Genomic DNA, 24,744 nt, shown 5'->3' with positions numbered 1-24,744 from the left:
TACGGCGGGGGTTGAGATGTCGCGAGAAATCAGCTCACAGGAGATCGAGATCGTGGTGCACGGCACCGCGCCGATGACCGCGTTCGTGGCCCGTCCGGCGGAGCCCGGCGCCTACCCGCCGGTCCTCGTCTGCGCGGAGCTGTGGGGCCTGACCGGCGAGGTCCGCGACGTCGCCCGGCAGGTCGCCGCCCTCGGCCACGTCGCCATCGCCCCCGACCTCTACCACCGCCTCGGCGCGGACACCGCGCACGGCATGGCCGAGAGCGACGCCAACCGCGAGCGCGCCTTCGGGCTGCTGGCGCGGCTGACCCGCGACGGCGTCGAGGCCGACCTGCGCGCCTGCCTCGCCCACGTCCGCGAGCACGAGGACGCCACCGGGAAGGCCGGGGTCCTCGGCTTCAGCCTCGGCGGCCACGTCGCGTTCTTCGCCGCCACCCGCCTCGACCTCGCCGCGGCCGCGATCTACTACCCCGGCTGGCTGCCGTTCGCGGGCACCGCGCTGAGCCGTCCGGACCCCCTTCTGGACGCCGCCGGGGAGATCGGCGCCCGCGTCGTCATGTTCTTCGCCGAGCTGGACCACGTCATCGACGCGGAGCAGCGCGAGCAGATCGCCGCCGGGCTCACCGCGGCCGGCGTCCGGCACGAGGAGGTCGTCTACCCGGGCGCCAGGCACGCCTTCTTCTTCCCCGGCCGCGAGCCCTACGACAAGGCCGCCGCCGAAGACTCCTGGTCCCGCGTTCGCGCGCTCTTCGCCGCCGAACTGCCCCCCGCCTGACGGCGGTCACGTTCTGGCAAGGCTGGTCCCGTGCCTGGACCCGCGGCGCTGACCTGGTGACTTTCAGGCGGCCGGACCGGCTGAAGCCGGGGTGAAAGCGGGCTGTAGGCGGGGGCGCGCACGCTTCGGGGCATGAACATCGAGGCACGGCAGACGGCCATCCAGGTGGTCGGGCTGCGCAAGGCGTTCGGGGACAAGACCGTCCTCGACGGGATCGACTTCGAGGTGCCGCGGGGGACCGTCTTCTCGCTGCTCGGGCCCAACGGGGCGGGGAAGACGACGGCGGTGCGCATCCTGTCCACGCTGATCCGCGCGGACGGCGGCGAGGTCAGCGTGGCGGGGCGGGACCTGCGCAGGGACCCCGACGGGGTGCGCCGGGCGATCGGCGTGACCGGGCAGTACTCGGCGGTGGACGGGCTGCTGACGGGACGGGAGAACCTGATCCTCATGGCGGACCTGCACCGGCTCGGCAAGGTCGCCGGGCGGAGGGCCGCCGACGCGATGCTGGAGCGGTTCGACCTGGTGGATGCGGCGAACAAGAAGGCGGCCGCCTACTCGGGCGGGATGCGGCGGCGGCTCGACATCGCCATGACGCTGATCGGCGGCCCGCAGATCATCTTTCTGGACGAGCCGACGACCGGGCTCGACCCGCGCAGCCGGCGGACCATGTGGGAGATCATCCGCGGCCTGGTCAGGGGCGGTGTGACGATCTTCCTGACGACGCAGTACCTGGAGGAGGCCGACCATCTCGCCGACCGGATCGCGGTGCTGGACGGCGGCCGGCTGGTCGCCGAGGGAACCTCGGACGAGCTGAAGCGGCTCGTGCCGGGCGGGCACGTCCGGCTGCGGTTCGCCGACCTGGCGGCGCTCGACGCGGCGGCGCGCACGCTCGGCTCGGTGACGCGGGACGACGACGCGCTCGCCCTGCAGGTGCCCGGGGACGGCGGCGTCGCCTCCCTGCGGGCGCTGCTCGGACGGCTGGAGGCGGCGTCGGTCGAGGTCGGCGAGCTGTCCGTGCACACCCCCGATCTGGACGACGTCTTCCTCGCCCTCACCGGCACGACCCACGAGAAGGTGGCCTCCCGATGACCACGCTCACGCACGCGGCGGCCGACTCCGCGACGATGCTGCGCCGCAACCTGAGGCACGCGCTGCGCTACCCGTCCCTGACGATGGCCGGGATGATGATGCCGATCATGATCATGCTGTTGTTCGTCGGGGTGTTCGGCAACGCGCTCGGCGACGGCGTCGGCGGCGCGGCCAAGGGCGACTACATCCAGTACGTCGCGCCGGGGATCATCCTGATGGCCGTCGCGTCCGGTTGCATGGCGACGTCGGTGTCGGTCTGCGTGGACATGACCGAGGGCATCGTCGACCGGTTCCGGACGATGGCGATCTCACGGTCGTCGCTGCTCACCGGGCACGTCGCGGGCAGCATGATCCAGACGCTGCTCAGCACGGCCGCCGTCGTCGCCGTCGCGGTCGCGATGGGCTTCCGGACGAGCGGCGGCGCGGTGGACTGGCTCGCGGCCGCCGGCCTGCTGGTGCTGCTCACGTTCGCGCTGACCTGGGTCGCCGTCATGCTCGGGCTGCTGGCCAAGAACCCGGAGGGCGCGAGCAACACGCCGATGATCATCCAGTTCCTGCCGTTCGTCGGCAGCACGATCGTGCCGCCGGAGTCGATGCCGGCCGGGGTGCGCTGGTTCGCGGAGTACCAGCCCTTCACCCCGATGATCGAGACGCTGCGGGGGCTGCTGACCGGCACGCCGAGCGGGCGGGACGCGGCGGTGTCCGTCGCCTGGTGCGTCGGCCTCGCCGTCGCCGGCTACGTGTTCTCCAAGGTGCTGTTCAACCGGAAGGCGCCCCGCTAGCCCCGCCCGAACTCGCGCGCGAGCTTGCGGGCGGCGGCCCGGAGCTCCTCACGGCCCAGGCCGGCGTACTCCGACACCGCGTCGGAATACGCCGGCCCGTCGGCGTCCTCGGCCGCGCGGCTGATCGCCGCCGTGGACATGGTCGGATGGAACGAGCGGATGTGGTGGAGGCGCTGCGCCAGCGCGATCGCGCGGGCCGCCCGCGTCCGGACGGCCGCCGGGGCTTCGGGGCGGGCGAGGTCGACCATGGCGAGCGCGAGCAGCAGCCCGCCGCTGACCGGCAGGTCCATGTAGAAGGCGGGCATCGGGAACGGCGGGCCGTCGACCAGGGCCGCCAGCTTGGCGGGAAGCCCGGCGACGATGTCCTCGACGAGGGCGACGCGGCCGTGCCGGGCGTGCGCGACGGTGGTGACGCACTGGGCCTCCAGCGTCCACGGGTCGAGGCCGGTGTGCGGCATCGGGCCGTCCTCGGCGGCGAGCCGCTCCACAGCCTCCCGCCAGAGGCGCAGGCCGGTGTCGACGTCACCGCGACCGAGGGCGATCTCCGCGCGCGCTCCGAGATTGAAGGCGGCCGTGCCGAAGGACTCGTCCGGCCCGTGGACCAGTGACTGGTCGAGCCACTGCTCGGCCTCGTCGTACTCGCCGAGCGACAGGTGGCCTGACGCGAGCGCCCACATCAGCCCGAACATGTCGGGCCACTGGTACCGCTCCAGCAGCCCCAGCGATATCCGCAGATGGTGCAGGGCCCGGTCGTGCTGGTCGAGCTGGATCAGCAGTTCGCTCAGGCGCGAGTGGGCGAGCAGCCGGCACCACGGGATGTCCGGCGCGCCGGACATCCCGATCATCGACTCGGTCGCCGCGAGCGCCCCCGCCACGTCGCCGTCGCGTTCGCGCAGGTATCCGGTGACGCAGTTCGCGATGGCGGCGACGAGCGGTTCGTCGCGGGCGCACAGCTCGTCCAGGGAGGAGCCGCCGGGGGCGAGGATCTCCGGCAGGGCGGCCAGGACCGTCGCCATCGCCGGGACGAGACCGTCCGGCGGCGCGGGCGGGAGGCGGCGCAGCGCGACGAGCGCGCGGGTCGCCTGCGGCCCCTGGAAAAGGCTGGTCGCGAGCACGCTGAGGGCCAGTGCGGTCCGCGTGGTCTCGACGTCCCCGGGACCGGGGCGGTGGCGGCTCAGGAGCCCGGCGGTCTCCTCCGCCAGGGCGAGCAGCCGGCTGTAGGCCGCCTCCAGCGTCCACACCCCGCCGAGGACGGCGGTCACCGCCGCGACGGCCGGGCCGTCGCGGCGGGCGAGGCCGTGGCGGAGCGCCTGCTGGAGGTTGTCCTGCTCGACCCGCACGCGCTCCACGGGAGCGAACGGCTCGGCGCCGAACAGCGCCTCGTGGTGCGCCGCGCCGAACTCCCGCGCCCAGGCGAGCAGGCCGCCCACCGCGCGGTCCGTCTCGCCCTCGGCCTCCCGGTGGGCCGCGCTGAACTCGCGGACGCTCTCCAGCATCCGGAAGCGGGTCCCGGGGCCGCCCTCCGCGGGTTCCAGGAGGGACTGGTCGACGAGGTCCTCCAGGATCTCCAGCGCGTCGCCGCGCTGGACGCCGTCGCCCAGGACGTGGCGTGCCGCGTCCGCGGTGAAACCCGCCGGGAAGACCGACAGCGACCGCATGGCCGCCCGGCCGGACGGGGAGAGCAGGTTCCAGCTCCAGTCCACGACCGCGTGCATGGTCCGGTGCCGGGACGGCGCGTCGCGCGCGTTCCCGCGCAGCAGGGCGAACCGGTCGTCGAGGCCGCGGGCGATCTCGGGCACGGACATGACGCGGACGCGCGCCGCCGCCAGCTCGATCGCGAGCGGCAGCCCGTCCAGGTGGCGGCACAGCTCCTCCACCGCGCCGGGGGGCAGGCCGGCGCCGGGACGCGCCGCCTGCGCCCGCTGGCGGAACAGCTCGGCCGACGTCGGCAGGTCCAGCGCGGGCAGCGGGTACACCGACTCCGACGACAGCCCGAGCGGCGCGCGGCTCGTGGTCAGGATCCGCAGGTCGCGGGTCATCGACACCAGCGCGCCGGCGAGGCCGGCGGCGCCCTCGACGACGTGCTCGCAGTTGTCCAGCACGAGCAGGACGGAGCCGGGCCCGAGCACCTCCGCGATCGCCGAGACGAGGTCGGCGGGCCCGCCGACGCGTCCGTGGACGCGCGACGACTCGCCGACCCCGAGGACGGACGCGACCTCGCCCGCCACGTCCTTGTCCCGCGCGACGCCGGCGAGGGGGACGTAGTGCACCGCCCGCTGCGGCGCCTCCCGCGCGACGGTGTTCGCGAGCCGCGTCTTGCCCAGCCCGCCCGCGCCGACGATCGAGGTGACGCGGGACGTGCGCAGCAGGTCGAGGACGGCGGCGAGGTCCCCGGTCCGGCCGAGCAGCGGGTTCGGCTCGTGCGCCACGCCGCGCCGGACCACCGGCGCCTCGTCCTGGAGCAGCTCCTGCTGGACGCGCTGGAGCGCGCCTCCCGGATCGGTGCCCAGCTCGTCGCGCAGCGAGCGCCGGTAGGACTCGTACCGCGCCAGCGCCGCCGACGGCCCGGCAGTCGCGGCCTCGCACCGCAGCAGCTCCGCGAGCACCTCCTCGTCGCGCGGGTACTCCCGCGCGGCGCGGGTGAGCGCCTCGCGGCCCTCCGCGTGCCGGCCGAGCCGCGAAAGGGCCAGGGCGCGGGCTCGCGTCAGCGTCCAGTAGGTCGGGATCCGGTCCGCGCGCAGGGCGGCCACCGGATCGTCCGCGCCGTCCGGTTCGGGCGGCCCGTCCCAGAGCGCCAGTCCCGCCTCGGCGTGCGAGAGGGCGCCCGCGTGGTCGCCGTCGCGGGAGCAGCGCGCGCTCGCCGAGGCGGCGAGCACCACCGCGGAGGCGTCGACCGCGGACTCGTCCAGGCCGATGCGGTACCCGGTCGGTGTGCTGGCGACGACGTCCGCGCCCAGTTGCGACCTCGCCCGGGACACGACCACCTGGAGCGCCTTGGCGGGGTTCTCCGGGCGCTCCTCGGGCCAGAGCCCCTCCACCAGCCGGACGACGGACACGCCCGCCCGCGGCTCGCCCGCGAGGAGCGCGAGGAGGCCGCGCAGGCGCGGGCTCGTGACGTCCCGCCCGCGGCAGGCGACCCCGGACAGCACCCTCAGCTCGACGGTCACGGGGACAGGGTAGGACGTGTCCCGGCAAACGCGATAGGTCGCGTTTGCCGGACGGCGGTCCGGAGGGCGGCGGTCCGGAGGGGCGGCGGTCAGTTCGCCCGGTAGTGGCGGCGCAGCGCGATGCCCGCCGCGACACCGCCCGCGAGGGCCCCGGCGCCCGCGGCGGCGGGCAGCGCGACCATCGTGACCTTGCGGCCCGTGCGGAAGTCGTGGATCGGCCAGCCGTGGTCCCGGGCGTGGGCCCGCAGCTCGGCGTCCGGGTTCACGGCGTGCGGGTGGCCGACGACGGTCAGCATCGGCAGGTCGTTGATCGAGTCGCTGTAGGCCGAGCAGCGCGCGAGGTCGAGCCCCTCGCGCTGCGCCAGGGCCCGCACGGCCTCCGCCTTCGCCGGTCCGTGCAGCAGGTTCCCGACGAGCCGTCCGGTGTAGACGCCCTCACGGGTCTCGGCGACCGTGCCGAGCGCGCCGGTGAGGCCGAGCCGGTGCGCGATCGTCCGGGCGACCTCGACGGGCGTGGCGGTGACGAGCCACACCTGCTGCCCGGAGTCGAGGTGCTGGAGGGCGAGGGTGCGGGTGCCGTGCCAGATGCGGTCGGCCATCACCTCGTCGTAGATCTCCTCGCTCAGCTTGACGATCCCGCTGACCTTCTGCCCGGCGACGAAGGCGAGCGCGGCCTCCTTGGCGCTGCCGATGTGCTCGGAGTTCTCGCTGCCGCGCAGCCGGAACGCGGCCTGCCCCCAGGCGAACATGGCGAGGTCGCGCATGGTGAACAGTTTGCGGGCCGCGAGCCCGCGCGCGAAGTAGTAGATCGACGCGCCGCGCATCATCGTGTTGTCGACGTCGAAGAACGCCGCCGCGGCGGGGTCGGGGGTCGGGAGCGGCGCGAACTCGGCCGCCGCGGCCGCGGCCACCTGGCCCGCGCTCTTGTGGTCCTCGTCCCTGCCGCGTCCCCAGAATTCGGACTGCCAGAATCGCCGCATGAGGCGAAGCCTAGTCAACCGCCTCCCCGCCGCCGTCCTCACGGCCGTGATTGCGACAGTCCTCACTCCTGTCGCTCGCGGCCGCCATCAGCCGCTCGCGCAGCACCGCGCGGAACCGCGGGTCCGGCCCCGCCGCGCTCTCCCGCAGCCGGGCCAGCGCGTTCCCCTGCTCTGCGATCTTCTCTCGCCTCGTCAACACCGGGCTCTCACTGGCCGCTCCCTTGCGGACTCGTGGCGCGGACGCCCTCCTGCCCGCTTGAACGATCGGAAGGTGGGCCGGGTTACGGCCCGAAAGTTCATTAATAAACTATCCAACGGGCTCGTGGCGCCGTCGACCGGCGCGGCGGGGTGGTTCGGCGGCAGGGTGATCGGTCGCGGCTCGGTCAGCCGCGCAGGTCGTCCGGGAGCATACGGGCCAGCGAGCGGACCGCTCGATACTGCAGCGCCTTGATCGCGCCCGGCTTCTTGTCCATGATCAGCGCGGTCTCGGCGACCGACAGCCCGTGCAGGAAGCGCAGCACGACGCATTCCTGCTGCTCGGAGTTCAGCCGCTGGACGGCCCGCAGCAGGGTCCGGTTGGTCATCGCGTCCAGGACGGCCCGCTCCGGCCCCTCCTGCGGGCGGTCCGGCTCGACCAGCTCGGCGGTGCAGACCTCCAGCCGGTAGCGGCCGGACTTGAAGTGGTCGGCGACCAGGTTGCGGGCGATCGTCACCAGCCAGGCCCCGAAGTCCTTGCCCTGCCAGTGGAAGTCGCACATGCGGCGGAGGGCCCGCAGGAACGTCTCGCTGGTGAGGTCCTCGGTGAGCGGGTGCGTCCCGACCCGGTAGTAGACGTACCGGTAGACGAGCTCGACGTAGTGGTCGTAGAGGGATCCGAACGCCTCGGCGTCGCCGTCCCGCGCCCGCAGCACCAGCGCCTTGAGCATCTCGGCCCGCTCGGAGGCCTGGTCGGCGGCGCGGTCGGAGGTACGGTCCCCGGCGCGGCCGCCCGGACGTGCGAGAGGGCCTCGGGAATGGCGAGGAAGCGGGACGAGCCCGGCATCGAGGGTCAAGCTGCTCATGCAGTTCTCCTCGGGGCGTACGCGACCTCCGACGTGAAGTGCCACCTTAGATAACGAAAGGTGCGCGAGGCAATGGTGCGTTCCTCGGCCGCGGTTACCCGTCGGCCCCCCGGATCGGGCACCATGGGTGCGCGATGGTCGATGCTCTTCTCGCGTTGCTGGCGACCCTTGGTGCCCTGGCGGCCACCGGGTTGCTGGTTCAGCGCGCCTACAAGGACCGGCTGCTCTATCTGATCGCCTGGTCGTTCACGCAGGTCGGACTCACGCTCGCGCTGCTGTCCATGAGCCTCGCCTTCATGATGGGGTTCAACGGCGCGTTCTTCCGCGTCATGGAACTCGGCGCCGCGCTGATCGGGCCGGTCTGGCTCGCGCTCGGCATGATCGAACTGATCGCGCGGTACGTGCAGGTCCGGTTCGGCGCCTGGCTGTTCACGATCTCCTACACGGTCGTCGCGATCGTGATCCTGATCCTGGACCCGCTGAAGGGCTCGCTCGGCAAGAGCCTGCCGAAGCCGAGCGCCACCTACGACGCGCTGCCGCTGCTGCTGATCGACGGCGCGCACGTCGTCGCCGTGCTCGCGCTGGCGGGGTGCACCGGCGTGACCGCGTGGCTGGCCAGCAAGCGCGACCAGGAGGCCGCCGAGCTGCTCATCCCGGTGGCGCTGGTCGCCCTCGCGGGCGTCCTGGTGGTCAGCGGGACCCGCGGGTTCCTGCCCGCGCCGCTCGCGGTGATCGCGCTCGGCGCCGCCGCCGGCCTCGTCTGGTACGGCTCGATGCGCACGATCCCCGTGTACGACGAGGACGGCGAGGGCTACGACGAGTACGGGGACGAACCCGCGACGGGGTACGAGGAGCAGGGCTACGCGAAGGCCGCCAAGGCCGAGCCCGTCCCGGCGCCGACTCCGCCCGGAGACTCCCGGCGCGGCGAACTGCGCTTCCCCGAGCCGGCCTCCGAGGAACTGCGCTACCCCGAGAACACCAGCATCCCGGAGCGGCCCGCCTACCCCGCACCCGCCGACCCGGCCGGGCCCACGACGGTGGACGGTCCGCTCGGCGGCCCGCTCGACCGGTCCCCGCTCGACCGGTCCCCGCTCGCCGGCCTCGCCAAGCCGGGCGCGCTCGGCGGCGAACTGGCGAGGGCGTGCGGCCAGATCACCGTCTACACGCTGCTGGACGGACGTGAGGACGCCTTCGACCGGCTCGCCGCCGACCTGGTGAAGGCCGCGCTGGCGACCGAGCCCGAGACGCTGATCTTCGCCTGCCACGAGGTGGTCGGCGCCCCCACGCAGCGCATCTTCTACCAGCTGTTCCGGGACGAGGCCGCGTTCGCCGCGCACCGCCGCCAGCCGCACCTCCAGCGCTTCCTGGGCGAGTCGCGCACCCACGTGATCAGCACGAACGTGATCGAGCTGAAGCTCGGCCCCGCCAAGGTGCCGCTCCCGGCGCCGGAGTTCCCCGGGAGGTGACATGGCGCGCGACATCATGATCACGCTGCTCGGCAAGCCCGGCTGCCACCTGTGCGAGGACGCCCGCGCGGTGATCGAGCGCGTCGCCCGCGACCTGGACGTGCCGTGGGAGGAGCGCGACATCACGCGGTCCGAGCAGGACACCGAGCAGTACTGGGAGCAGATCCCCGTCACGTTGATCAACGGGGTCCAGCACGACTTCTGGCGCGTCGACGAGGACCGCCTGCGCGCGGCCATCGCGGACCTGCGCTAGCCGCCCGCACCGGACCGGCCCTCCGCCGTCGGTCCGGCCGCCTGCCAGGGCATGTCTGGTCGGTCACACCCTGACCGCTCCCTAGCACTTCGCCCATATGCTGAAAAGCCCTTGATGGACGCCCTTTCGGGACATCATCCGGAGCGCGCGCGATCCGCCGAACCGGGGGGCGACTTTGTGCGCGTATTCACAAGGGCTTAACCTGGGGGACACACCGTCGAGCCGAAGAGCAGGCCGTGACACCTCGACAGAACCGCCACCGCGATCGCGCGGGCCGCGGCATCCCCGAAGCCACCGTGGCGCGGCTCCCGGTCTACCTGCGAGCCCTCACCGGGCTCCAGGAGCGCGGCGTCGCGACCGTCTCCTCCGAGGAGCTCGCGGCCGCGGCCGGCGTCAACTCGGCCAAGCTCCGCAAGGACCTGTCCCACCTCGGCTCCTACGGGACCCGCGGCGTCGGCTACGAGGTGGAGTACCTCGTCTACCAGATCTCCCGCGAGCTCGGCCTCACCCAGGACTGGGTCGTCGCCATCATCGGCGTCGGCAACCTCGGCCGGGCCCTGGCCGGCTACGGCGGTTTCGCGTCCCGCGGCTTCCGCGTGGCGGGCCTGCTCGACGCCGACGAGTCCATCGTCGGGCAGGAGATCTCCGGCATGACGGTGGAGCACACCGACCGCCTGGAGGACATGATCGCCGGGCACGGGGTGTCCATCGCCGTGATCGCGACTCCGGCCGGCGCCGCCCAGGGGGTGTGCGACCGCGTGGTGGCCGCCGGTGTGACGAGCGTGCTGAACTTCGCACCCGTGGTGCTGTCGGTGCCCGACGGGGTGGACGTTCGCAAGGTCGATCTGTCCATCGAGCTGCAGATTCTCGCGTTCCACGAGCAGCGCAAGGCGGGCGGGCCGGACGGCTTCGCCCCGCTGGCGGCCGCCGATGCGCCGGCCGGCGCTGCGCAGTACGTGGAAACGGTGGAAGCATGAGGGGGACAATTCGGGGGGCGTGGAGGATCGCCCCCTTTCCAACGACCGGCATGAGTGGAGCGGACCAAGGGGCAGTGGACGGCCCCTTCTCGGCAGGAGCTCGCACGGCGCGGGTGGGCGGAGACTCGGAAGATGCTGGAGACGGCAAATGAGCATTCTGGTCGTAGGCCTCAGCCACCGAAGCGCGCCCGTGGCGGTGCTGGAGAGGGCCGCGGTCGCCGGTGACGATCTCGTCAAACTGCTGCACGCCGTGCACGCGTCCCCGAACGTCGCCGAGGCCGCCATCGTCTCGACCTGCAACCGGGTCGAGATCTACGCGGTCGTCGGCAAGTTCCACGGCGGCGTCTCGGCGATCTCGGAGCTGCTGGCCCTGCACTCCGGCGTCCCGATGGACGACCTGTCGCGGCACCTGTACGTCCACTACGAGGAGCGGGCCGTCCAGCACGTGTTCGCGGTGGCGTGCGGGCTGGAGTCGATGGTCGTCGGCGAGGGGCAGATCCTCGGGCAGATCCGGCAGGCGTTCCGGCTGGCCCAGGAGGAGGGCACGCTCGGCCGCGACCTGCACGACGTCCTGCAGCAGTCGCTGCGGGTCGGCAAGCGCGCCCACCACGAGACGGGGATCGACAAGGCCGGCGCGTCGCTGGTCAGCGTGGGCCTGGAGGTCGCCGCCCGGCACCTCGGCCCCCTGCGGGACGCCCGCGCGCTGGTGGTCGGCGCCGGCTCGATGAGCTCGCTGGCCGCCGCGACGCTGAGCCGCGCCGGGGCGCGCGAGATCGTGGTCGCCAACCGGACCCCCGCGCGGGCGGCGCGCCTCGCCGAGTCGCTGGACGTCCCGTCCCGCGCGGTCGGGCTGTCCGAGCTGGACGCGGCCCTCGGCGAGGCGGACCTCGTGGTGTCGTGCACCGGCGCCACCGGCCTGGTGATCACCGCCGAGCAGCTCGCGGCCCAGGGGATCGGGACGGACGGACGGCGCCGCTTCCTCCTCGACCTGGCGCTCCCGCACGACGTGGAGCGCGCCGTCCGGAACCTGCCGGACGTCGAGCTGGCCGGTCTGGACGACCTGCGGACCGCGCAGGAGGCCGCGCAGGCCATCGGCCCGGAGGCGGTCGAGGCCGCGCGGCGGATCGTGTGCACGGAGGTCGAGGCGTTCCTCGGCGCCGCCCGCGCCGCCGCCGTCGCGCCCACCGTCGTCGCGCTGCGCAGCAAGGCGGCCGGGGTGGTGGAGGCCGAGCTGACCCGGCTGAGCGGGCGGATGCCGCAGATGGACGTCCGGGCCCGCAAGGAGATCGAGCAGACCGTGCGGCGCGTGGTGGACAAGCTGCTCCACGCGCCGACCGTCAAGGTCAAGGAGCTGGCGGCGGCGCCGGGCGGCGACTCCTACGCCGACGCGCTGCGCGAGCTCTTCGACCTGGACCCGAAGGCCCCCGAGGCGGTGGCCCGCGCGGACATGGGAGACGCCGACGTCCGCGACGGCGCCGCCTGGGATCCGAGCCCGGAATGCGCGGAGGCCGACTGCGTCAGCCCCGCGTCAGGGCAGGGGCAGGACGCGGTGTCCGACGCCATGTCCGAGGCGATGTCCGACGCCATGTCCGAGGCGATGTCCGAGCCGCCGTCGGACGGCGTGAACGTCGAGACGGTGAACGCGCGGGCCGCGAGCGTGCGGGCGGTCAGCGCCCGCGACGCCGTCCCGGCGCACGAAGGAGACGAAGCGTGAGTACCGGGAGCAGGGGCCCGCTCCGGCTGGGCACCCGCAAGAGCCTGATGGCGACGACCCAGTCGCAGGGCGTCGCCGACGCGTTGTCGCGGCTCACGGGGCATGCGGTGGAGCTTGTCGGGGTAACGACGCAGGGTGATGTCTCCAAGGCCCTGCTCGCCCAGATCGGCGGGACGGGCGTGTTCGTCAACGCGCTCCGCGACAGGGTGCTGTCCGGCGAGGTGGACTTCGCGGTGCACTCGCTGAAGGACCTGCCGACGTCCGAGACGCCCGGGATCGCCCTCGCGGCCACCCCGGCCCGCGACGACGCCCGCGACGCCCTGTGCGGCCCCGCGAAACTCGCCGACCTGCCGCGCGGCGCCCGGATCGGCACCGGCTCGCCGCGCCGCGTCGCGCAGTTGCGCGCGCTCCGCCCGGACCTGGAGATCGTCCCCATCCGCGGCAACGCCGACACCCGGCTGCGCAAGGTCACCGACGGTGAGCTGGACGCCGTGGTCCTGGCGCACGCGGGTCTGAGGAGGATCGGCCGGCTGGACGCGGTGAGCGAGGTCTTCGACCCCGACCAGATGCTGCCCGCCCCCGGGCAGGGTTCGCTCGCGCTCGAATGCCGCGCCGACCGCGACGATCTGCGCGCCCTGCTCGGGACGATCGACGACGCCCCGACCCGGCGCGCCGTCACCGCCGAGCGGACGGTGCTGGCGGTGCTGGAGGCGGGCTGCTCCGCGCCCGTGGGAACATACGCTGCCGAAGTAGATGAAAGGTTGCATCTGACGGCTGCCGTCGCGGCGTACGACGGCAGCAGGCAGGTGCGGCTGTCCGCAAGCGGCCACCCGGATGCCGCGGAGCAGCTCGGACGCGATCTCGCGAACCGGCTGCTCGCGCAGGGGGCCGACCAGTTGATGGGGGAACGCGAGTGAGCCCCGCCGCGAAGAGCGCCACAGCGAAGACCGATCCGACCGCCGCCGACGAGCCCGCCGCCGACGAGACCACCCACGAGACCACGGCCGACGAGGCCACCGCCGACACGACCGTCAGGTCCGTGAAGGCCGCGAAGAGCGGCGGGCCCGCCAGGAGCGCGGCTCGCGCCGCGCCGCGCCGGACGGCCGGGCCGGGGACGGTCGCGATCGTCGGGATGGGGCCGGGCGACCCCGGCCTGCTGACCCTGCGTGCCGCCGCCGAGTTGGAGCGCGCCGACACCGTCGTCGTGAGCCGCGCCCACTGCCCGGCCGAGATCCTGACCCACTGCCGCCCGGACGCCGAGATCCTCGACACGGCGGACGGCGACCCGGTGAAGCTCGCCGCGCGGGCCGCCAAGGCGGGGCGCCGGGTCGTCCGGCTGTTCCGCGGCGACCCGGGGGTGGCCTGCAACTACGCCGCCGAGGGCGGTGCGCTGGCCAAGGCGGGCGTCCCGTTCGAGGTGGTGCCCGGCGTGTCCTCCGTGACCGCCGTGCCCGGCTACGCGGGCATCCCGCTGACCGACGCCGCGAACCGCGAGATCCGCGTCGTCGACGCCTCCGAGGGCGGCGTCGACTGGGAGCGGTTCGCCGCCCCGGACACCACCCTGGTCGTCCTCGGCGCCGAGGGCGCGGTCGCCGAGGTGGCCAAGGGCCTGGTCGCGGCGGGACGGCCCGACTCCACCCCCGCCGCGATGACGAGCCTCGGCACCACCACCGAGCAGGAGACCGTCGTCTCCACGCTGAGCAGGCTGGCGTCCGACACCAAGGGCATGGACGCGCCCGCCCTGATCATCGTCGGGGACGTGGTGAACTGGCGCGACAGGCTCTCCTGGTTCGAGACCAAGGCGCTGTTCGGCTGGCGGGTCCTCGTGCCGCGCACCAAGGAGCAGGCCGCCTCGCTGTCGGACCAGCTCCGGGGGTACGGGGCCGTCCCGGACGAGGTCCCGACGATCTCCGTCGAGCCGCCGCGCACGCCCCAGCAGATGGAGCGGGCCGTGAAGGGCCTGGTCACCGGCCGGTACGAGTGGGTGGTGTTCACCTCCACGAACGCGGTGAAGGCGATCCGGGAGAAGTTCACCGACTACGGCCTGGACGCCCGCGCGTTCGCCGGGCTGAAGGTCGCCGCCGTCGGCGAGCAGACCACCGCCGCGCTGGTGGAGTTCGGCGTCCACCCGGACCTGACCCCGTCCGGGGAGCAGTCCGGCGAGGGCCTGGCCCAGGAGTGGCCGCCCTACGACGAGGACCTCGACCCCATCAACCGGGTCCTGCTGCCGCGCGCCGACATCGCCACCGACGTGCTCATCGCCCGGCTCACCGAGCTCGGCTGGGAGTGCGAGGACGTGACCGCCTACCGGACGGTCCGGGCCGCGCCGCCGCCCGCGCCGATCCGCGAGGCGATCAAGGGCGGCGGGTTCGACGCCGTGCTGTTCACCTCGTCCTCCACGGTCAAGAACCTGATCGGGATCGCGGGCAAGCCCCACAACGTGACCGTGATCGCCGTGATCGGGCCGCAGACCGCCAAGACGGCCGAGGAGTACGGGCTGCGCGTCGACGTCATGGCGGAGAAGCCCTCGGTATCGGCTCTCGCGGAGGCTCTCGCGGAGTACGGTGCGAAGCGGAGGGCGGCCCAGATCGAGGCGGGCGACCCGCTCCGCAAGCCCAGCCAGATGCGCCGGGGCGCCCGGCGCCGGAAGTAGACCCGCACCCGGAAACACACACCGAGGGATCATGTCTGCACAGTTTCCCGCCGCACGCCCGCGGCGGTTGCGGCGCACCCCCGCGCTGCGCCGGCTCGTCGCCGAGACCCGGCTCAGCCCCGCGGAGCTGGTGCTGCCCGTGTTCGTCAAGGAGGGCATCTCCGAGGCGCAGCCGATCGCGTCCATGCCGGGCGTGTTCCAGCACACCCGCGACAGCCTGCGCAAGGCCGCCCACGAGGCGGCCGAGGCCGGCGTCGGCGGCCTCATCCTGTTCGGCATCCCGGCCGTGAAGGACGGCGTGGGTTCCGCCGCCGACGCCCCGGACGGCATCGTCCAGCAGGCGCTCGGCGACCTCAGGTCGGACCTGGGCGACGCGATCGTGGTCATGAGCGACCTGTGCCTGGACGAGTACACCGACCACGGGCACTGCGGCATCCTCACCGCGTCCGGCGAGATCGACAACGACGCCACGCTGGAGCGGTACGCCTCCATCGCCCTCGCCCAGGCCGAGGCGGGCTCGGCGGTCGTCGGCCCGTCCGGGATGATGGACGGCCAGGTCGGCGCGATCCGCGAGGCCCTGGACGGCGCGGGCCACTCCGACATCGCGATCATGGGGTACTCGGTGAAGTACGCCTCCGCCTACTACGGCCCGTTCCGCGACGCCGCCGAGTGCGCCCCGCAGTTCGGCGACCGGTCCACCCACCAGCAGGACCCGGCCAACGCCGACGAGTCGCTCCGCGAGGTCTTCCTCGACCTCGACGAGGGCGCCGACATGGTCATGGTCAAGCCGGCGGGCGCCTACCTCGACATCGTGCGCCGCGTCCGCGACGCCGTCGACGTCCCCGTGGTCGCCTACCAGGTGAGCGGTGAGTACGCGATGATCGAGGCCGCGGCCGAGAAGGGCTGGCTCGACCGCGAGCGCACGATCATGGAGTCGCTGGTGGCGATCCGCCGCGCCGGCGCCGACATCGTCCTCACCTACTGGGCCACCGAGGTCGCCCGCCGACTGGCCTAGTTCGCCTTCGACCACCCCGCCCTCTAGTCACTTAGGGTCGTTTTCCCGGGGTTGCCGTGTCCGGGGTTCATCCCGGCGGGCATCATCGTTAACCAGGAACCCATGTGCGACCTTGGGTATTGGGGGGCGGAGATGCTGGCGGTCTCGGGGAGCAGACGGCAGCGGGCGGCGCGCGACCGGATGGCCGCGGCGGCGCGGGAGTACGCCGATCTGGGGTGGCCCTGCTATCCCGGAGCCCACCCCCCGTCGGGCGGTGACCGGGCGTGTTCGTGCGACCGGCTCGGCTGTCCCGACCCGGGCGCGCATCCGGTGTCGGCGGCCTGGGCGCACCAGGCGAGCGTCGACGCGGCCGTGATCAAACGCTGGTGGGCCGAGCGGCCGCAGGCCAACATCATCCTGCCGACGGGCCGGGTGTTCGACGTGTTCGACGTACCGGCCGCGGCCGGGACGATCGCCCTCGACCGGATCGCACGGGACGACCTCCCCGTCGGTCCGGTCGCGTCTTTCGGGGGCGACCGGCACCTGTTCTTCGTCGCCACGCGCGGCGCGCCCGTCGACGAGGACGAGTGGTGGTCCTGCCAACTGGACTGCTCCCCGGAGGACGTCGCCGAGACGCCGGGCATGCGGTGGCACTGCCGCGACAGCTACGTCGTCGCACCGCCGTCCGTCCTGCCGAACGGCCGCGAGGCGGCCTGGCTGCGCCCGCCGTCCCGCGGCCCGTTGCCCGACCCGCTGCGCCTCCTGGAGGTCCTCTCGGACGCCTGTGAGAGCGCCTAGCCGCTCGGGCGGATGCCTCCGGTGAGCGGGGCACCCCTCAGCGGGGCGCCCCTCAGCGGGGCACCCCTCAGTGGGGCGCCTTGATGGGGGCCTTGCGGCCCCAGCCGCTGTAGGAGCCGCGCTGCATCTGGTTGCGGCCCTTCTCGGGCCCGGCGCGCACCCAGAACTTCACGGGCCGGTAGCCGGCGTCGAGCCTGACGGCGAACGCGATCTGCTGCGCGCCCGTGGCCTGCGCCATCTGCGCGTACAGCGGGCCGACGCCGGGCGCCTGGGCCAGTTTCGCGGCGGGCGCCTCGCCCTCGTAGATCGCTCCAGATCTGCTGAGCTTCGTCGCCGACCGCAGCAGCGTCGTCAGGTTCGCGACCGAGCCGCCCTGGCGCACCTGGTCGCCGGCGGCCGGGTAGCCGCGGCCTCCGAGCGGCGACTGCCGCCACTTCTTGCCCGCGCGGACGTACAGGCGGTCCTGGACGATGACGGCCCGGACCGGCTTGCGCGCCCCGCCCGTCCCCGCCAGCGTCAGGGCGTAGGACGGCGTCGCGCCCTGCACCAGCCCGATCGTCCCCTGGCCGGTGGCGGTGAAGCCGCAGCAGCCGGTCTGGCGGTAGCTGAACGCGGCGCCGGGCGTCCTGGCGACGGCCTGGTCGATGCGGGCGACGAGCGGCGCGGGGTCGACGCCGCCGACGGGCAGCGTCGGCTGCGGGCTGCTGCTCTGCGCGGGCTTCGGCTCGGGCGGCTGCTTGTCACCGCCGAGCGAGGTGCCGCCCTTGAGCAGGACCGCCGCGCCCGCCCCGGCGGCGACGAGCACGACGGCGACGGCGACGGCCACCCAGCGCATCCGGGACCGCCCGCCGCCCTTCGGGCCGGCGACGACCGGCGTGCGGCCGCTGCTGCGGGACGGCTTCGCCTTCGGCGGCTCGGGCTGCTGCGCGGCCTGCGTGGCGAGCTCGGTGAGGCGGCCGCGGCCCTGCGCCTCCCAGGACGGCCCGTAGGCGGAGACGGCGGCGTCCTCCAGCGCGCCGAGGAAGTCGGCGGCGGACTTCGGGCGCTTCTCCGGCTCCTTGGCCAGGCCCTGGTGGATCAGGTCGCGCAGCGGCCCCGGGACCTCCTCGGCGGGGATCGGCGCCTCGCGGTGCTGCCGCGCCATGTTGCGGCCCGCGTACGGGGGCCGCCCGGTGAGGCACTCGTAGAAGATCGCGGTGGCGGCGTACAGGTCGGTGGCGACGGTGGCGGGCGCGCCGTCCCACAGCTCGGGCGCCGCGTACGGCGGGCCGTGCTGCGCCTCGGTGCCCGCGGGCGCCGTCGCGAAGTCGGTGAGGCGGGCGTTGCCCTCGGCGTCGACCAGGACGTTCGCCGGGCGCATCGAGCCGTGGACGAGGTCGTGGTCGTGCGCGGCGGCGAGGCCGAGGAGCGTCCCGCCGAGCATCGACAGGGCCGCGAGGGGGCCGCTCGGGCCCTGCGCCGCGAGCATCCGCCGCAGGCTCACGCCCTCGACGTGCTGCATCACGATCGCGGTGCCGTCGGCGGTCTCCACGAAGTCGTAGAGGTCGACCACGTTCGGGTCTTCCATCTGGGACAGGCCTCGTGACGCCACGCGGTAGCGCGCGAGAAACGCCTCGTCGGCGCCGAGCGCCGGGTCGAGGTATTTGATCGCGACCCGCGTGCCGGTCATGTCGTCGACCGCCAGCACTACCCGGCCCGAGGTTCCGCCGCCCAGTTCGCGTTCATGGGTGAACCCCGGGACCGTCCAGCCGTTGACCACGGTGAAAGCCATCCCTCCGATGTCGTACTTGGTGGAATATCGGCCCATACGCCACCGGGTCAAGGCAAGTCGCCGAACTGCAACTGAGAGACTGCAACCGTGACTGACTTCGATCGCTCCCGGCAGTTGTTCGACCGTTCCGCCGCCGTTGTTCCCGGCGGCGTCAACTCCCCGGTCCGGGCCTTCGGCGCCGTAGGCGGGACGCCCCGTTTCATGGCGTCCGGGCGTGGTCCGTACCTTACCGACGTCGACGGGACCTCATACGTCGACCTCGTGTGCTCGTGGGGCCCAATGATCCTCGGGCACGCGCATCCGGCCGTGGTGGAGGCGGTGCGGGACGCGGCCGGACGCGGCACGTCCTACGGCGCGCCGACCCAGGGCGAGGTGGAGCTCGCCGAGGAGATCGTGTCCCGCACGGCGGCGGCGAAGGTCCGGCTGGTCAACTCGGGGACCGAGGCGACGATGTCGGCGATCCGGCTGGCCCGCGGGTTCACCGGCCGCACCAAGATCGTGAAGTTCGCGGGCTGCTACCACGGGCACGTGGACTCGCTGCTCGCCGCGGCGGGCTCCGGCGTCGCCACGTTCGGGCTCCCCGACACGCCGGGCGTGACCGGCGCGACCACCGCCGACACGCTGATCCTGCCGTACAACGACGTCGCGGCCGTGGAGACGGCCTTCCACGACCACGGCAACGACATCGCCTGCTTGATCACCGAGGCGGTGCCGTGCAACATGGGCGTGGTCCCGCCGCTGGCCGGGTTCAACGCGCTGCTCAAGCGGCTGTGCGAGCGGTACGGCGCGCTGCTGGTGATCGACGAGGTGCTCACCGGGTTCCGGGCGTCGCGGTCCGGGTGGTTCGGGATCGAGGGCGTGCCGGGCGACCTGATGACGTTCGGCAAGGTGATGGGCGGCGGGCTGCCCGCCGCCGCGTTCGGCGGGCGCGCCGACGTCATGGACCACCTCGCCCCCGCCGGGCCCGTCTACCAGGCCGGGACCCTCTCGGGGAACCCGCTGGCCACCGCCGCCGGGCTCGCCACGCTGCGCGGCGCCACGGACGAGGTGTACGCCGCGATCGACCGCTCGGCGCAGATCGTGTCGAAGGCCGCGTCCGAGGCGCTGGAGCGCGAGGGCGTCCCGCACTCGCTGCAGACCGCCGGGAACCTCTTCTCGATCTTCTTCATCGACGGCGTGGTGGGCGACTTCACCGCGGCGCAGCGCCAGGACCCCAAGGCGTACGCGGCCTTCTTCCACGCCGCGCTGGAGCGTGGCGTGTACCTGCCGCCTTCGGCGTACGAGGTGTGGTTCCTGTCCGCCGCGCACGACGACGAGGCTCTGGGACGCGTCCTGGAGGCCCTCCCGCACGCCGCCCGCGCCGCCGCGCGCGCGGCGGAGTCCTAGAACGGCAGAGCGCGGAACGCCCTCAGGGCGGCGACGACCGGTTCGTGGCGCGGTGCGTGCAGGGGAGCGCGCACCGCGGGGTCGTCGATCAGCCCCTCGTCGGCCAGGCACGCCTTGAGGACGGCCGGGGAAGGTTCGCTGAACAGCGCCTCCGCCATCGGCAGCAGGGCGTTGTGGAACGTCAGCGCCCGCGCCGCGTTGCCCTCCCGTGTAGCCCGCGCCATGGCGGCGTAGGCGGCCGGGGCGAGGCACGCGCACGCGGCGACGCCGCCCGCCGCGCCGAGCTGGAGCATGGGGTAGATGAAGGCGTCGTCCCCGGACAGGATCGCCTTGCCGGGGTTGGCCGCGAGCATGGCGAGGGTGTCCTGGTCGACGGCGCCCGCGCAGTGCTTCATGCCGGCGACGCAGTCGAGCGCGAGGATCGCCAGGAGGGCGTCGGCGGACAGGGGCCTGGCCGTCCGGTACGGCACGTTGTACGGGATCAGCGGGACGTCCACGGCCGCGCCGACGGCGGCGAAGTGGTCGATGACGCCCTCCTCCGACGGCCGCAGGTAGTACGGGACGACGACGAGCAGCGCGTCGGCGAGCGGGGCGCGCTCGCGGGCCTGCCGGATCGAGTCCTCGGTGCCCATCGTCCCGGCGCCCACCGTCAGCGGCGTCCCGTGCTCGATCGAGACGGCCCGGCACACCTCCAGCACCGTCCGCTGCTCGGCGGCGCTCAGCAGCGCGGCCTCGCCGGTGGTGCCGAGCGCGACCAGGCCGTCCGCGCCGTTCTCCAGGCAGTGCCGGGCGAGGCGTTCGAGGGACTTGGCGTCCACCTCGCCGGAGCCGCTGAACGGCGTGACGAGCGACGCGTGGATTCCGTGCATGGATCTCATCTCGTTCGGGCGGCCGGCGCGGCGGGCGCGGGCGGTGCGGGCAGGCTGCGGGTGCGGGACCGCGGCCGGACGCTGCCGGCGGCGACCCCCGCGATGATCAGCGCGGCGCCGGCGAGCCGGACCGCGTCCACGTGCTCGCCCAGCAGCAGGGCCGCCGAGACGAGCCCGAACGGCGGGACGAGCAGCGAGTACATGGCGACCGTGCCGACCTCGTACCGGCGGATCAGCCACGCCCATCCGCCGAAGCAGAACAGCGTGGCGACGTAGGCGATGAACGCCACCGAGGCCACCCCGGCGAGCGAGAGGTGGTGCGCCGCCTCCGGCAGGGCCCCCGGCCCCTCGAAGATCAGCGACAGGGCGAGCAGGGGGAGCGGCGGCACCAGCGACATCCACACCATGAACGCGAACGCGTCGACCGGCTCCTCGGTGGACCGGTTCATCCCCCGCATGGCGACGTTCGCCAGACCCCAGGCGGCCGCGCCGCCGAGGCAGACCAGGAACGCCCCCACCGGGCTCCCGCCCTCGCCCTGCGCGACGCCGAGCAGCGTGATCCCGGCGAACGCGACGGCCATCCCGGCGATCTGGCGGCCTCCGACGCGCTCGCCCAGCAGCAGGCCCGCGAACAGCGCCGTGAAGACCGCCTGCACCTGGAGCACGACCGACGCCAGGCCGGCGGGCATGCCCATGCTCATGCCGAGGAACAGCAGGCCGAACTGCCCCACGCCGAGCGGGACGCCGACCAGGACGAACCAGCGCGCGGCGACCGGCGGGCGGCGGACGAGGAAGACCGCGGGCACCGCCGCGGCCGTGAACCGCAGCGCGGCCATCAGCAGCGGCGGGAAGTCGTCCAGGGCCACCTTGATGGGCACGAAGTTGAAGCCCCACAGCGCGGCGATCAGGGTGGCCAGCAGGACGTGGCGCGATCTCATGCCTCGATGGTGAGGAAACACTTGCTTTAGGACAAGCGAGAACTTCTTGACACCTCGCTTTAGTATTGCTTCATGCTTGATCTGGAACGGCTGCGCGCTCTGCACTCGGTCGCGACGTACGGCTCGGTCAGCGCCGCCGCGGACGTCCTGCACGTCACCACGTCCGCCGTGTCCCAGCAGCTCGCGAAGCTGGAGCGGGAGACCGGGCAGAAGCTCCTGGAGCGCAACGGCCGCGGCGTCCGCCTCACCGACGCCGCCGAACTGCTCGTCGCGCACGCCGAGCGGATCCTGTCGCTCGTCGAGCAGGCGCAGGCCGACCTGGAGGCGCACCGCGGCTCCGTCGTGGGCCAGCTCACCGTCGCCTCGTTCCCGACCGCGATCCGCGGGCTGATGCCCGCCGCGCTGCGCGCCCTGCGCGCCGACCACCCCGATCTGCGCGTCCTGCTCCGCGAGGAGGACCCCATGCGCAGCATGCCGCTCGTCCAGCGCGGGGACCTCGACATGGCCGTCGTCCAGGACTGGAACAACGAGCCCCTCCCGCTGCCCGAGGGCCTGCACAAGGGCGTCATCTGCGAGGACGTCGCGGACGCGGCACTGCCCGCGGGCCACGACCTGGCCGGGCGCGAAACGATCGACCTCAAGGAGCTCGCGGGGGACCCGTGGATCAGCTCCTCGCCCGACAGCATCTGCTGCGACTGGCTGCTGCGCACGCTGCGCGCCATCGACAGCGAACCCAGGATCGACCACATGGCCTACGAGTTCGCCACCCAGCTCTCCCTGGTGGCCGCCGGGCTCGGCAACGTCATCCTGCCCCGCCTCGGCCGCTGCGACGTCCCGCCGGGCGTCGCGATCGTCCCGCTCTCGGCCCCGCTGTCGCGCCGCGTCTACGCCGTCTGGCGCGAGGAGGCGGCCCGCCGCCCCGCGATCCGCGCCGCCGTGACCGCCCTGCGCGCCGCCGTCCCGGCCGGTGGCGGGGAGGAGGCGGGGGCGCGGGTAATCTGACGACGCCATGACTGACACGACGATCGTTCACCTCCTGCGGCACGGCGAGGTGCACAACCCCGAGCGCATCCTCTACGGGCGGCTGCCCGGTTACCGCCTCAGCGAGGACGGCGTCCTCATGGCGAAGGCCGCCTCCCGGTGGTTCGCCGACAGGGACGTCACCGCGCTGTTCTCCTCGCCCATGCAGCGGGCGCTGGAGACGGCCGCGCCGCTGGCCGACGCGCTCGGCCTGCCCGTCACGGTGGACGACCGCCTGATCGAGGCCGGCAACCACTTCGAGGGGCTCACGTTCGGGGTGGGGACCGGCTCGCTGCGCCGCCCCGAGCACTGGCGCCACCTCGTCAACCCGTTCCGGCCGTCCTGGGGCGAGCCGTACAAGCTGCTCGTCGCCCGGATGCGCGCCGCCGTCATCAGGGCACGGGAGACGGCCCTCGGTCACGAGGCCGTCTGCGTCAGCCACCAGCTGCCGATCTGGATCCTGCGGCTGCACGCCGAGCACCGCCGGCTCTGGCACCACCCGGCCCGCCGGGAGTGCTCGCTCGCCAGCCTCACGAGCCTGACGTTCGAGGGCAGCCGGCTGGTGGAGGTCGCCTACAGCGAGCCCGCCGCCGGGATCGCGACGGGCCCCGATGTCGCGGGCGCCTGACCGCACCGCTAAGTTTGTACTACATCCTGTAGTACTCCACGTCTCGCACTGAACGCCCTGTAGTACCGAGGAGGGGCACCGTGAACCCCCGCCGTATCTCGCCCTCGCGCGCTCCTTTCCGCGCGGGTGCCGCCGTCGCGCTCTGCGGCCTGCTCGCGGGCTGCGCCGGCACCGGCGCCGCGGAGGGCGGGCCCGACGGCGGCGACAACCGCTTCATCTCGGGCAACGGCAACGTGACCGAGTACAAGGCGGCGCAGCGCAAGAGCCTCGCGAACGTCACCGGGCAACGGCTCGACGGCGAATCCTTCAAGCTGGCCGACCTCAAGGGCAAGGTCGTCGTCGTCAACTTCTGGGCGTCGTGGTGCGCGCCCTGCCGGGGCGAGGCGCCGTCCCTCCAGCACGTCTACGACGGGAAGAAGGCGCAGGGCGTGGAGTTCCTCGGCGTCAACTTCAAGGACTCCAAGCCCAACGCGCAGGCCTTCGAGCGCAAGTTCAAGGTCACCTACCCCAGCCTCTTCGACGCCGACGGCCGCGTGACGCTGGCGTTCCGGGAGGTCCCGCCGAGCGCGATCCCGAGCACGCTCGTCCTGGACCGGCAGGGCCGCGTCGCCGCCCGCATCATCGGCGCGACGACGTTCACCAAGCTCGACCCCCTGGTCGGCAAGGTCCTCGCGGAGAAGTGAGCTCCCTGGACGAGACGGTCGTGAGCGGGTCGTTGGTGGCGGCGGCGCCGCTGGCCGCCCTCGCCGGGCTCGTCTCGTTCGCCTCGCCGTGCGTCCTGCCCCTCGTGCCGGGCTACCTGTCGTACGTGACGGGCATGACCGGCGCCGACCTCGCCGAGCAGCGGCGGGGACGGCTCCTCGCCGGGGTCCTGCTGTTCGTCGCCGGGTTCAGCGTCGTCTTCGTCAGCTACGGCGCGCTCTTCGGCGGGCTCGGACGGTGGCTGCTGGAGTACCAGGACACGATCACCCGCGTCCTCGGCGTCATCACGATCGTGTTCGGCCTGGCGTTCATGGGCTTGGTCCCCGGGCTCCAGCGGACGGTGAAGTCGGGGCGCCTCCCGGCGGCCGGGCTCGCCGGGGCGCCGCTCCTCGGCGTCCTGTTCGGGCTGGGCTGGACGCCGTGCATCGGCCCGACGCTCGGCGCGGTGCAGGGCCTGGCGATCACCGAGGCCAGCGCCGGGCGGGGCGCGCTGCTGTCGCTGGCGTACTGCGCGGGCCTCGGGCTGCCGTTCGTGGCCACCGCGATCGCCTACCGTAGGGCCCTCGGCGCGTTCGGCGCCGTGAAGCGCCACTACCCCCTGGTCATGCGGATCGGCGGGGGGATGCTCGTCCTCATCGGGGTGCTGCTCGTGAGCGGCCTGTGGGGTGACCTGACCATCGAGCTGAGGTCGTGGATCAGCGGCTTCGAACCGGTGATGTGA

General features: G+C 73.6%; 23 protein-coding genes. 16 read left to right on the top strand and 7 right to left on the bottom strand.

Annotated features, from left to right (window positions below):
• Window positions 1-16: 16 nt before the first annotated feature.
• The 3 genes from AB0H37_RS19595 (at window position 17) to AB0H37_RS19585 (ending at window position 2,646) form a co-directional block, all read left to right on the top strand.
• Window positions 17-775, top strand: coding sequence for a dienelactone hydrolase family protein (locus AB0H37_RS19595; RefSeq protein WP_360614158.1), 759 nt, complete (start codon window positions 17-19; stop codon window positions 773-775).
• 132 nt (window positions 776-907) lie between these two features.
• Window positions 908-1,864: an ATP-binding cassette domain-containing protein gene (locus AB0H37_RS19590; RefSeq protein ID WP_360614156.1), complete on the top strand. Its 957-nt coding sequence runs from the start codon at window positions 908-910 to the stop codon at window positions 1,862-1,864.
• Window positions 1,861-2,646, top strand: a complete 786-nt coding sequence (locus tag AB0H37_RS19585; protein WP_360614154.1) for an ABC transporter permease — start codon at window positions 1,861-1,863, stop codon at window positions 2,644-2,646. Before AB0H37_RS19590 ends, AB0H37_RS19585 begins: the two co-directional genes overlap by 4 nt.
• On the opposite strand, the gene AB0H37_RS19580 is transcribed toward AB0H37_RS19585, so the two are convergent.
• The 4 genes from AB0H37_RS19580 to AB0H37_RS19565 all read right to left on the bottom strand — a co-directional run bounded on the left by AB0H37_RS19580 (window position 2,643) and on the right by AB0H37_RS19565 (window position 7,854).
• Entirely contained in the window at window positions 2,643-5,813 is a 3,171-nt protein-coding gene (locus AB0H37_RS19580; protein ID WP_360614152.1) for a BTAD domain-containing putative transcriptional regulator, read from the bottom strand. The genes AB0H37_RS19585 and AB0H37_RS19580 overlap by 4 nt on opposite strands.
• Before the next feature lie 89 nt (window positions 5,814-5,902).
• Entirely contained in the window at window positions 5,903-6,793 is an 891-nt protein-coding gene (locus AB0H37_RS19575; RefSeq protein WP_179837815.1) for an HAD-IB family hydrolase, read from the bottom strand.
• A gap of 10 nt (window positions 6,794-6,803) precedes the next feature.
• Entirely contained in the window at window positions 6,804-6,992 is a 189-nt protein-coding gene (locus tag AB0H37_RS19570) for a hypothetical protein (protein WP_179837814.1), read from the bottom strand.
• Window positions 6,993-7,176: 184 nt separating this feature from the next.
• On the bottom strand, window positions 7,177-7,854 hold the full coding sequence (locus tag AB0H37_RS19565; protein ID WP_179837813.1) for a sigma-70 family RNA polymerase sigma factor: 678 nt from the start codon (window positions 7,852-7,854) through the stop codon (window positions 7,177-7,179).
• Window positions 7,855-7,988: 134 nt separating this feature from the next.
• Here AB0H37_RS19565 and AB0H37_RS19560 point away from each other — a divergent pair, with 134 nt between their 5' ends.
• The 8 genes from AB0H37_RS19560 to AB0H37_RS19525 all read left to right on the top strand — a co-directional run bounded on the left by AB0H37_RS19560 (window position 7,989) and on the right by AB0H37_RS19525 (window position 16,709).
• Window positions 7,989-9,320: an antibiotic biosynthesis monooxygenase gene (locus AB0H37_RS19560; RefSeq protein WP_360614149.1), complete on the top strand. Its 1,332-nt coding sequence runs from the start codon at window positions 7,989-7,991 to the stop codon at window positions 9,318-9,320.
• A gap of 1 nt (window position 9,321) precedes the next feature.
• A complete protein-coding gene (locus AB0H37_RS19555; RefSeq protein WP_329084942.1) occupies window positions 9,322-9,573 on the top strand; it encodes a glutaredoxin family protein in 252 nt (83 codons plus the stop codon).
• Window positions 9,574-9,809: 236 nt separating this feature from the next.
• A complete protein-coding gene (locus AB0H37_RS19550; RefSeq protein WP_179837810.1) occupies window positions 9,810-10,550 on the top strand; it encodes a redox-sensing transcriptional repressor Rex in 741 nt (246 codons plus the stop codon).
• Between the two features lie 148 nt (window positions 10,551-10,698).
• Window positions 10,699-12,264, top strand: a complete 1,566-nt coding sequence (locus AB0H37_RS19545) for a glutamyl-tRNA reductase (protein WP_360614146.1) — start codon at window positions 10,699-10,701, stop codon at window positions 12,262-12,264.
• Window positions 12,261-13,181, top strand: a complete 921-nt coding sequence (gene hemC / locus AB0H37_RS19540) for a hydroxymethylbilane synthase (RefSeq protein ID WP_179837809.1) — start codon at window positions 12,261-12,263, stop codon at window positions 13,179-13,181. The genes AB0H37_RS19545 and hemC overlap by 4 nt, the downstream gene beginning before the upstream one ends.
• Window positions 13,182-13,387: 206 nt before the next feature.
• Window positions 13,388-14,917: a bifunctional uroporphyrinogen-III C-methyltransferase/uroporphyrinogen-III synthase gene (locus AB0H37_RS19535; RefSeq protein WP_329098514.1), complete on the top strand. Its 1,530-nt coding sequence runs from the start codon at window positions 13,388-13,390 to the stop codon at window positions 14,915-14,917.
• Window positions 14,918-14,948: 31 nt separating this feature from the next.
• Complete coding sequence (gene hemB, locus AB0H37_RS19530) at window positions 14,949-15,932, top strand: porphobilinogen synthase (protein WP_179837808.1); 984 nt, start codon at window positions 14,949-14,951, stop codon at window positions 15,930-15,932.
• 132 nt (window positions 15,933-16,064) lie between these two features.
• Window positions 16,065-16,709, top strand: coding sequence for a bifunctional DNA primase/polymerase (locus AB0H37_RS19525; RefSeq protein ID WP_329098516.1), 645 nt, complete (start codon window positions 16,065-16,067; stop codon window positions 16,707-16,709).
• A gap of 67 nt (window positions 16,710-16,776) precedes the next feature.
• Here the strand turns inward: AB0H37_RS19525 and AB0H37_RS19520 are convergent, their stop codons facing one another.
• Window positions 16,777-18,480 carry a serine/threonine-protein kinase gene (locus AB0H37_RS19520; RefSeq protein WP_360614143.1) on the bottom strand — a complete coding sequence of 568 codons (1,704 nt, stop codon included), beginning with the start codon at window positions 18,478-18,480 and terminating at the stop codon, window positions 16,777-16,779.
• An 87-nt stretch (window positions 18,481-18,567) separates the two neighbouring features.
• Here AB0H37_RS19520 and hemL point away from each other — a divergent pair, with 87 nt between their 5' ends.
• Window positions 18,568-19,866, top strand: coding sequence for a glutamate-1-semialdehyde 2,1-aminomutase (gene hemL, locus AB0H37_RS19515; protein ID WP_360614141.1), 1,299 nt, complete (start codon window positions 18,568-18,570; stop codon window positions 19,864-19,866).
• On the opposite strand, the gene AB0H37_RS19510 is transcribed toward hemL, so the two are convergent.
• Window positions 19,863-20,735 carry a dihydrodipicolinate synthase family protein gene (locus AB0H37_RS19510; RefSeq protein WP_179837805.1) on the bottom strand — a complete coding sequence of 291 codons (873 nt, stop codon included), beginning with the start codon at window positions 20,733-20,735 and terminating at the stop codon, window positions 19,863-19,865. The two genes, hemL and AB0H37_RS19510, sit on opposite strands and share 4 nt — an antisense overlap.
• Before the next feature lie 5 nt (window positions 20,736-20,740).
• Window positions 20,741-21,673: an EamA family transporter gene (locus tag AB0H37_RS19505; RefSeq protein ID WP_360614139.1), complete on the bottom strand. Its 933-nt coding sequence runs from the start codon at window positions 21,671-21,673 to the stop codon at window positions 20,741-20,743.
• 72 nt (window positions 21,674-21,745) lie between these two features.
• Here AB0H37_RS19505 and AB0H37_RS19500 point away from each other — a divergent pair, with 72 nt between their 5' ends.
• The 4 genes from AB0H37_RS19500 to AB0H37_RS19485 all read left to right on the top strand — a co-directional run bounded on the left by AB0H37_RS19500 (window position 21,746) and on the right by AB0H37_RS19485 (window position 24,744).
• Complete coding sequence (locus AB0H37_RS19500; RefSeq protein ID WP_329084955.1) at window positions 21,746-22,675, top strand: LysR substrate-binding domain-containing protein; 930 nt, start codon at window positions 21,746-21,748, stop codon at window positions 22,673-22,675.
• A 7-nt stretch (window positions 22,676-22,682) separates the two neighbouring features.
• Window positions 22,683-23,321, top strand: a complete 639-nt coding sequence (locus AB0H37_RS19495) for a histidine phosphatase family protein (protein WP_329084957.1) — start codon at window positions 22,683-22,685, stop codon at window positions 23,319-23,321.
• 80 nt (window positions 23,322-23,401) lie between these two features.
• Window positions 23,402-24,004: a TlpA disulfide reductase family protein gene (locus AB0H37_RS19490; RefSeq protein ID WP_329084959.1), complete on the top strand. Its 603-nt coding sequence runs from the start codon at window positions 23,402-23,404 to the stop codon at window positions 24,002-24,004.
• Entirely contained in the window at window positions 24,001-24,744 is a 744-nt protein-coding gene (locus AB0H37_RS19485) for a cytochrome c biogenesis protein CcdA (protein ID WP_179837801.1), read from the top strand. Before AB0H37_RS19490 ends, AB0H37_RS19485 begins: the two co-directional genes overlap by 4 nt.

This window comes from Actinomadura sp. NPDC023710 (assembly GCF_040639875.1).
Taxonomy (GTDB): domain Bacteria; phylum Actinomycetota; class Actinomycetes; order Streptosporangiales; family Streptosporangiaceae; genus Spirillospora; species Spirillospora citrea.
This window is presented reverse-complemented; position numbering and strand designations above follow the sequence as displayed.

What these genes read in the sequence shown, in the direction of transcription:
- AB0H37_RS19505 (WP_360614139.1), bottom strand. Translation starts at nt 21,673, where the DNA reads ATGAGATCGCGCCACGTCCTGCTGGCCACCCTGATCGCCGCGCTGTGG.
- AB0H37_RS19495 (WP_329084957.1), top strand. Translation starts at nt 22,683, where the DNA reads ATGACTGACACGACGATCGTTCACCTCCTGCGGCACGGCGAGGTGCAC.
- AB0H37_RS19565 (WP_179837813.1), bottom strand. Translation starts at nt 7,854, where the DNA reads ATGAGCAGCTTGACCCTCGATGCCGGGCTCGTCCCGCTTCCTCGCCAT.
- AB0H37_RS19500 (WP_329084955.1), top strand. Translation starts at nt 21,746, where the DNA reads ATGCTTGATCTGGAACGGCTGCGCGCTCTGCACTCGGTCGCGACGTAC.
- AB0H37_RS19590 (WP_360614156.1), top strand. Translation starts at nt 908, where the DNA reads ATGAACATCGAGGCACGGCAGACGGCCATCCAGGTGGTCGGGCTGCGC.
- AB0H37_RS19555 (WP_329084942.1), top strand. Translation starts at nt 9,322, where the DNA reads ATGGCGCGCGACATCATGATCACGCTGCTCGGCAAGCCCGGCTGCCAC.
- AB0H37_RS19545 (WP_360614146.1), top strand. Translation starts at nt 10,699, where the DNA reads ATGAGCATTCTGGTCGTAGGCCTCAGCCACCGAAGCGCGCCCGTGGCG.
- AB0H37_RS19525 (WP_329098516.1), top strand. Translation starts at nt 16,065, where the DNA reads ATGCTGGCGGTCTCGGGGAGCAGACGGCAGCGGGCGGCGCGCGACCGG.
- AB0H37_RS19560 (WP_360614149.1), top strand. Translation starts at nt 7,989, where the DNA reads ATGGTCGATGCTCTTCTCGCGTTGCTGGCGACCCTTGGTGCCCTGGCG.
- AB0H37_RS19585 (WP_360614154.1), top strand. Translation starts at nt 1,861, where the DNA reads ATGACCACGCTCACGCACGCGGCGGCCGACTCCGCGACGATGCTGCGC.
- AB0H37_RS19595 (WP_360614158.1), top strand. Translation starts at nt 17, where the DNA reads ATGTCGCGAGAAATCAGCTCACAGGAGATCGAGATCGTGGTGCACGGC.
- AB0H37_RS19520 (WP_360614143.1), bottom strand. Translation starts at nt 18,480, where the DNA reads ATGGCTTTCACCGTGGTCAACGGCTGGACGGTCCCGGGGTTCACCCAT.
- AB0H37_RS19575 (WP_179837815.1), bottom strand. Translation starts at nt 6,793, where the DNA reads ATGCGGCGATTCTGGCAGTCCGAATTCTGGGGACGCGGCAGGGACGAG.
- AB0H37_RS19510 (WP_179837805.1), bottom strand. Translation starts at nt 20,735, where the DNA reads ATGCACGGAATCCACGCGTCGCTCGTCACGCCGTTCAGCGGCTCCGGC.
- hemB (WP_179837808.1), top strand. Translation starts at nt 14,949, where the DNA reads ATGTCTGCACAGTTTCCCGCCGCACGCCCGCGGCGGTTGCGGCGCACC.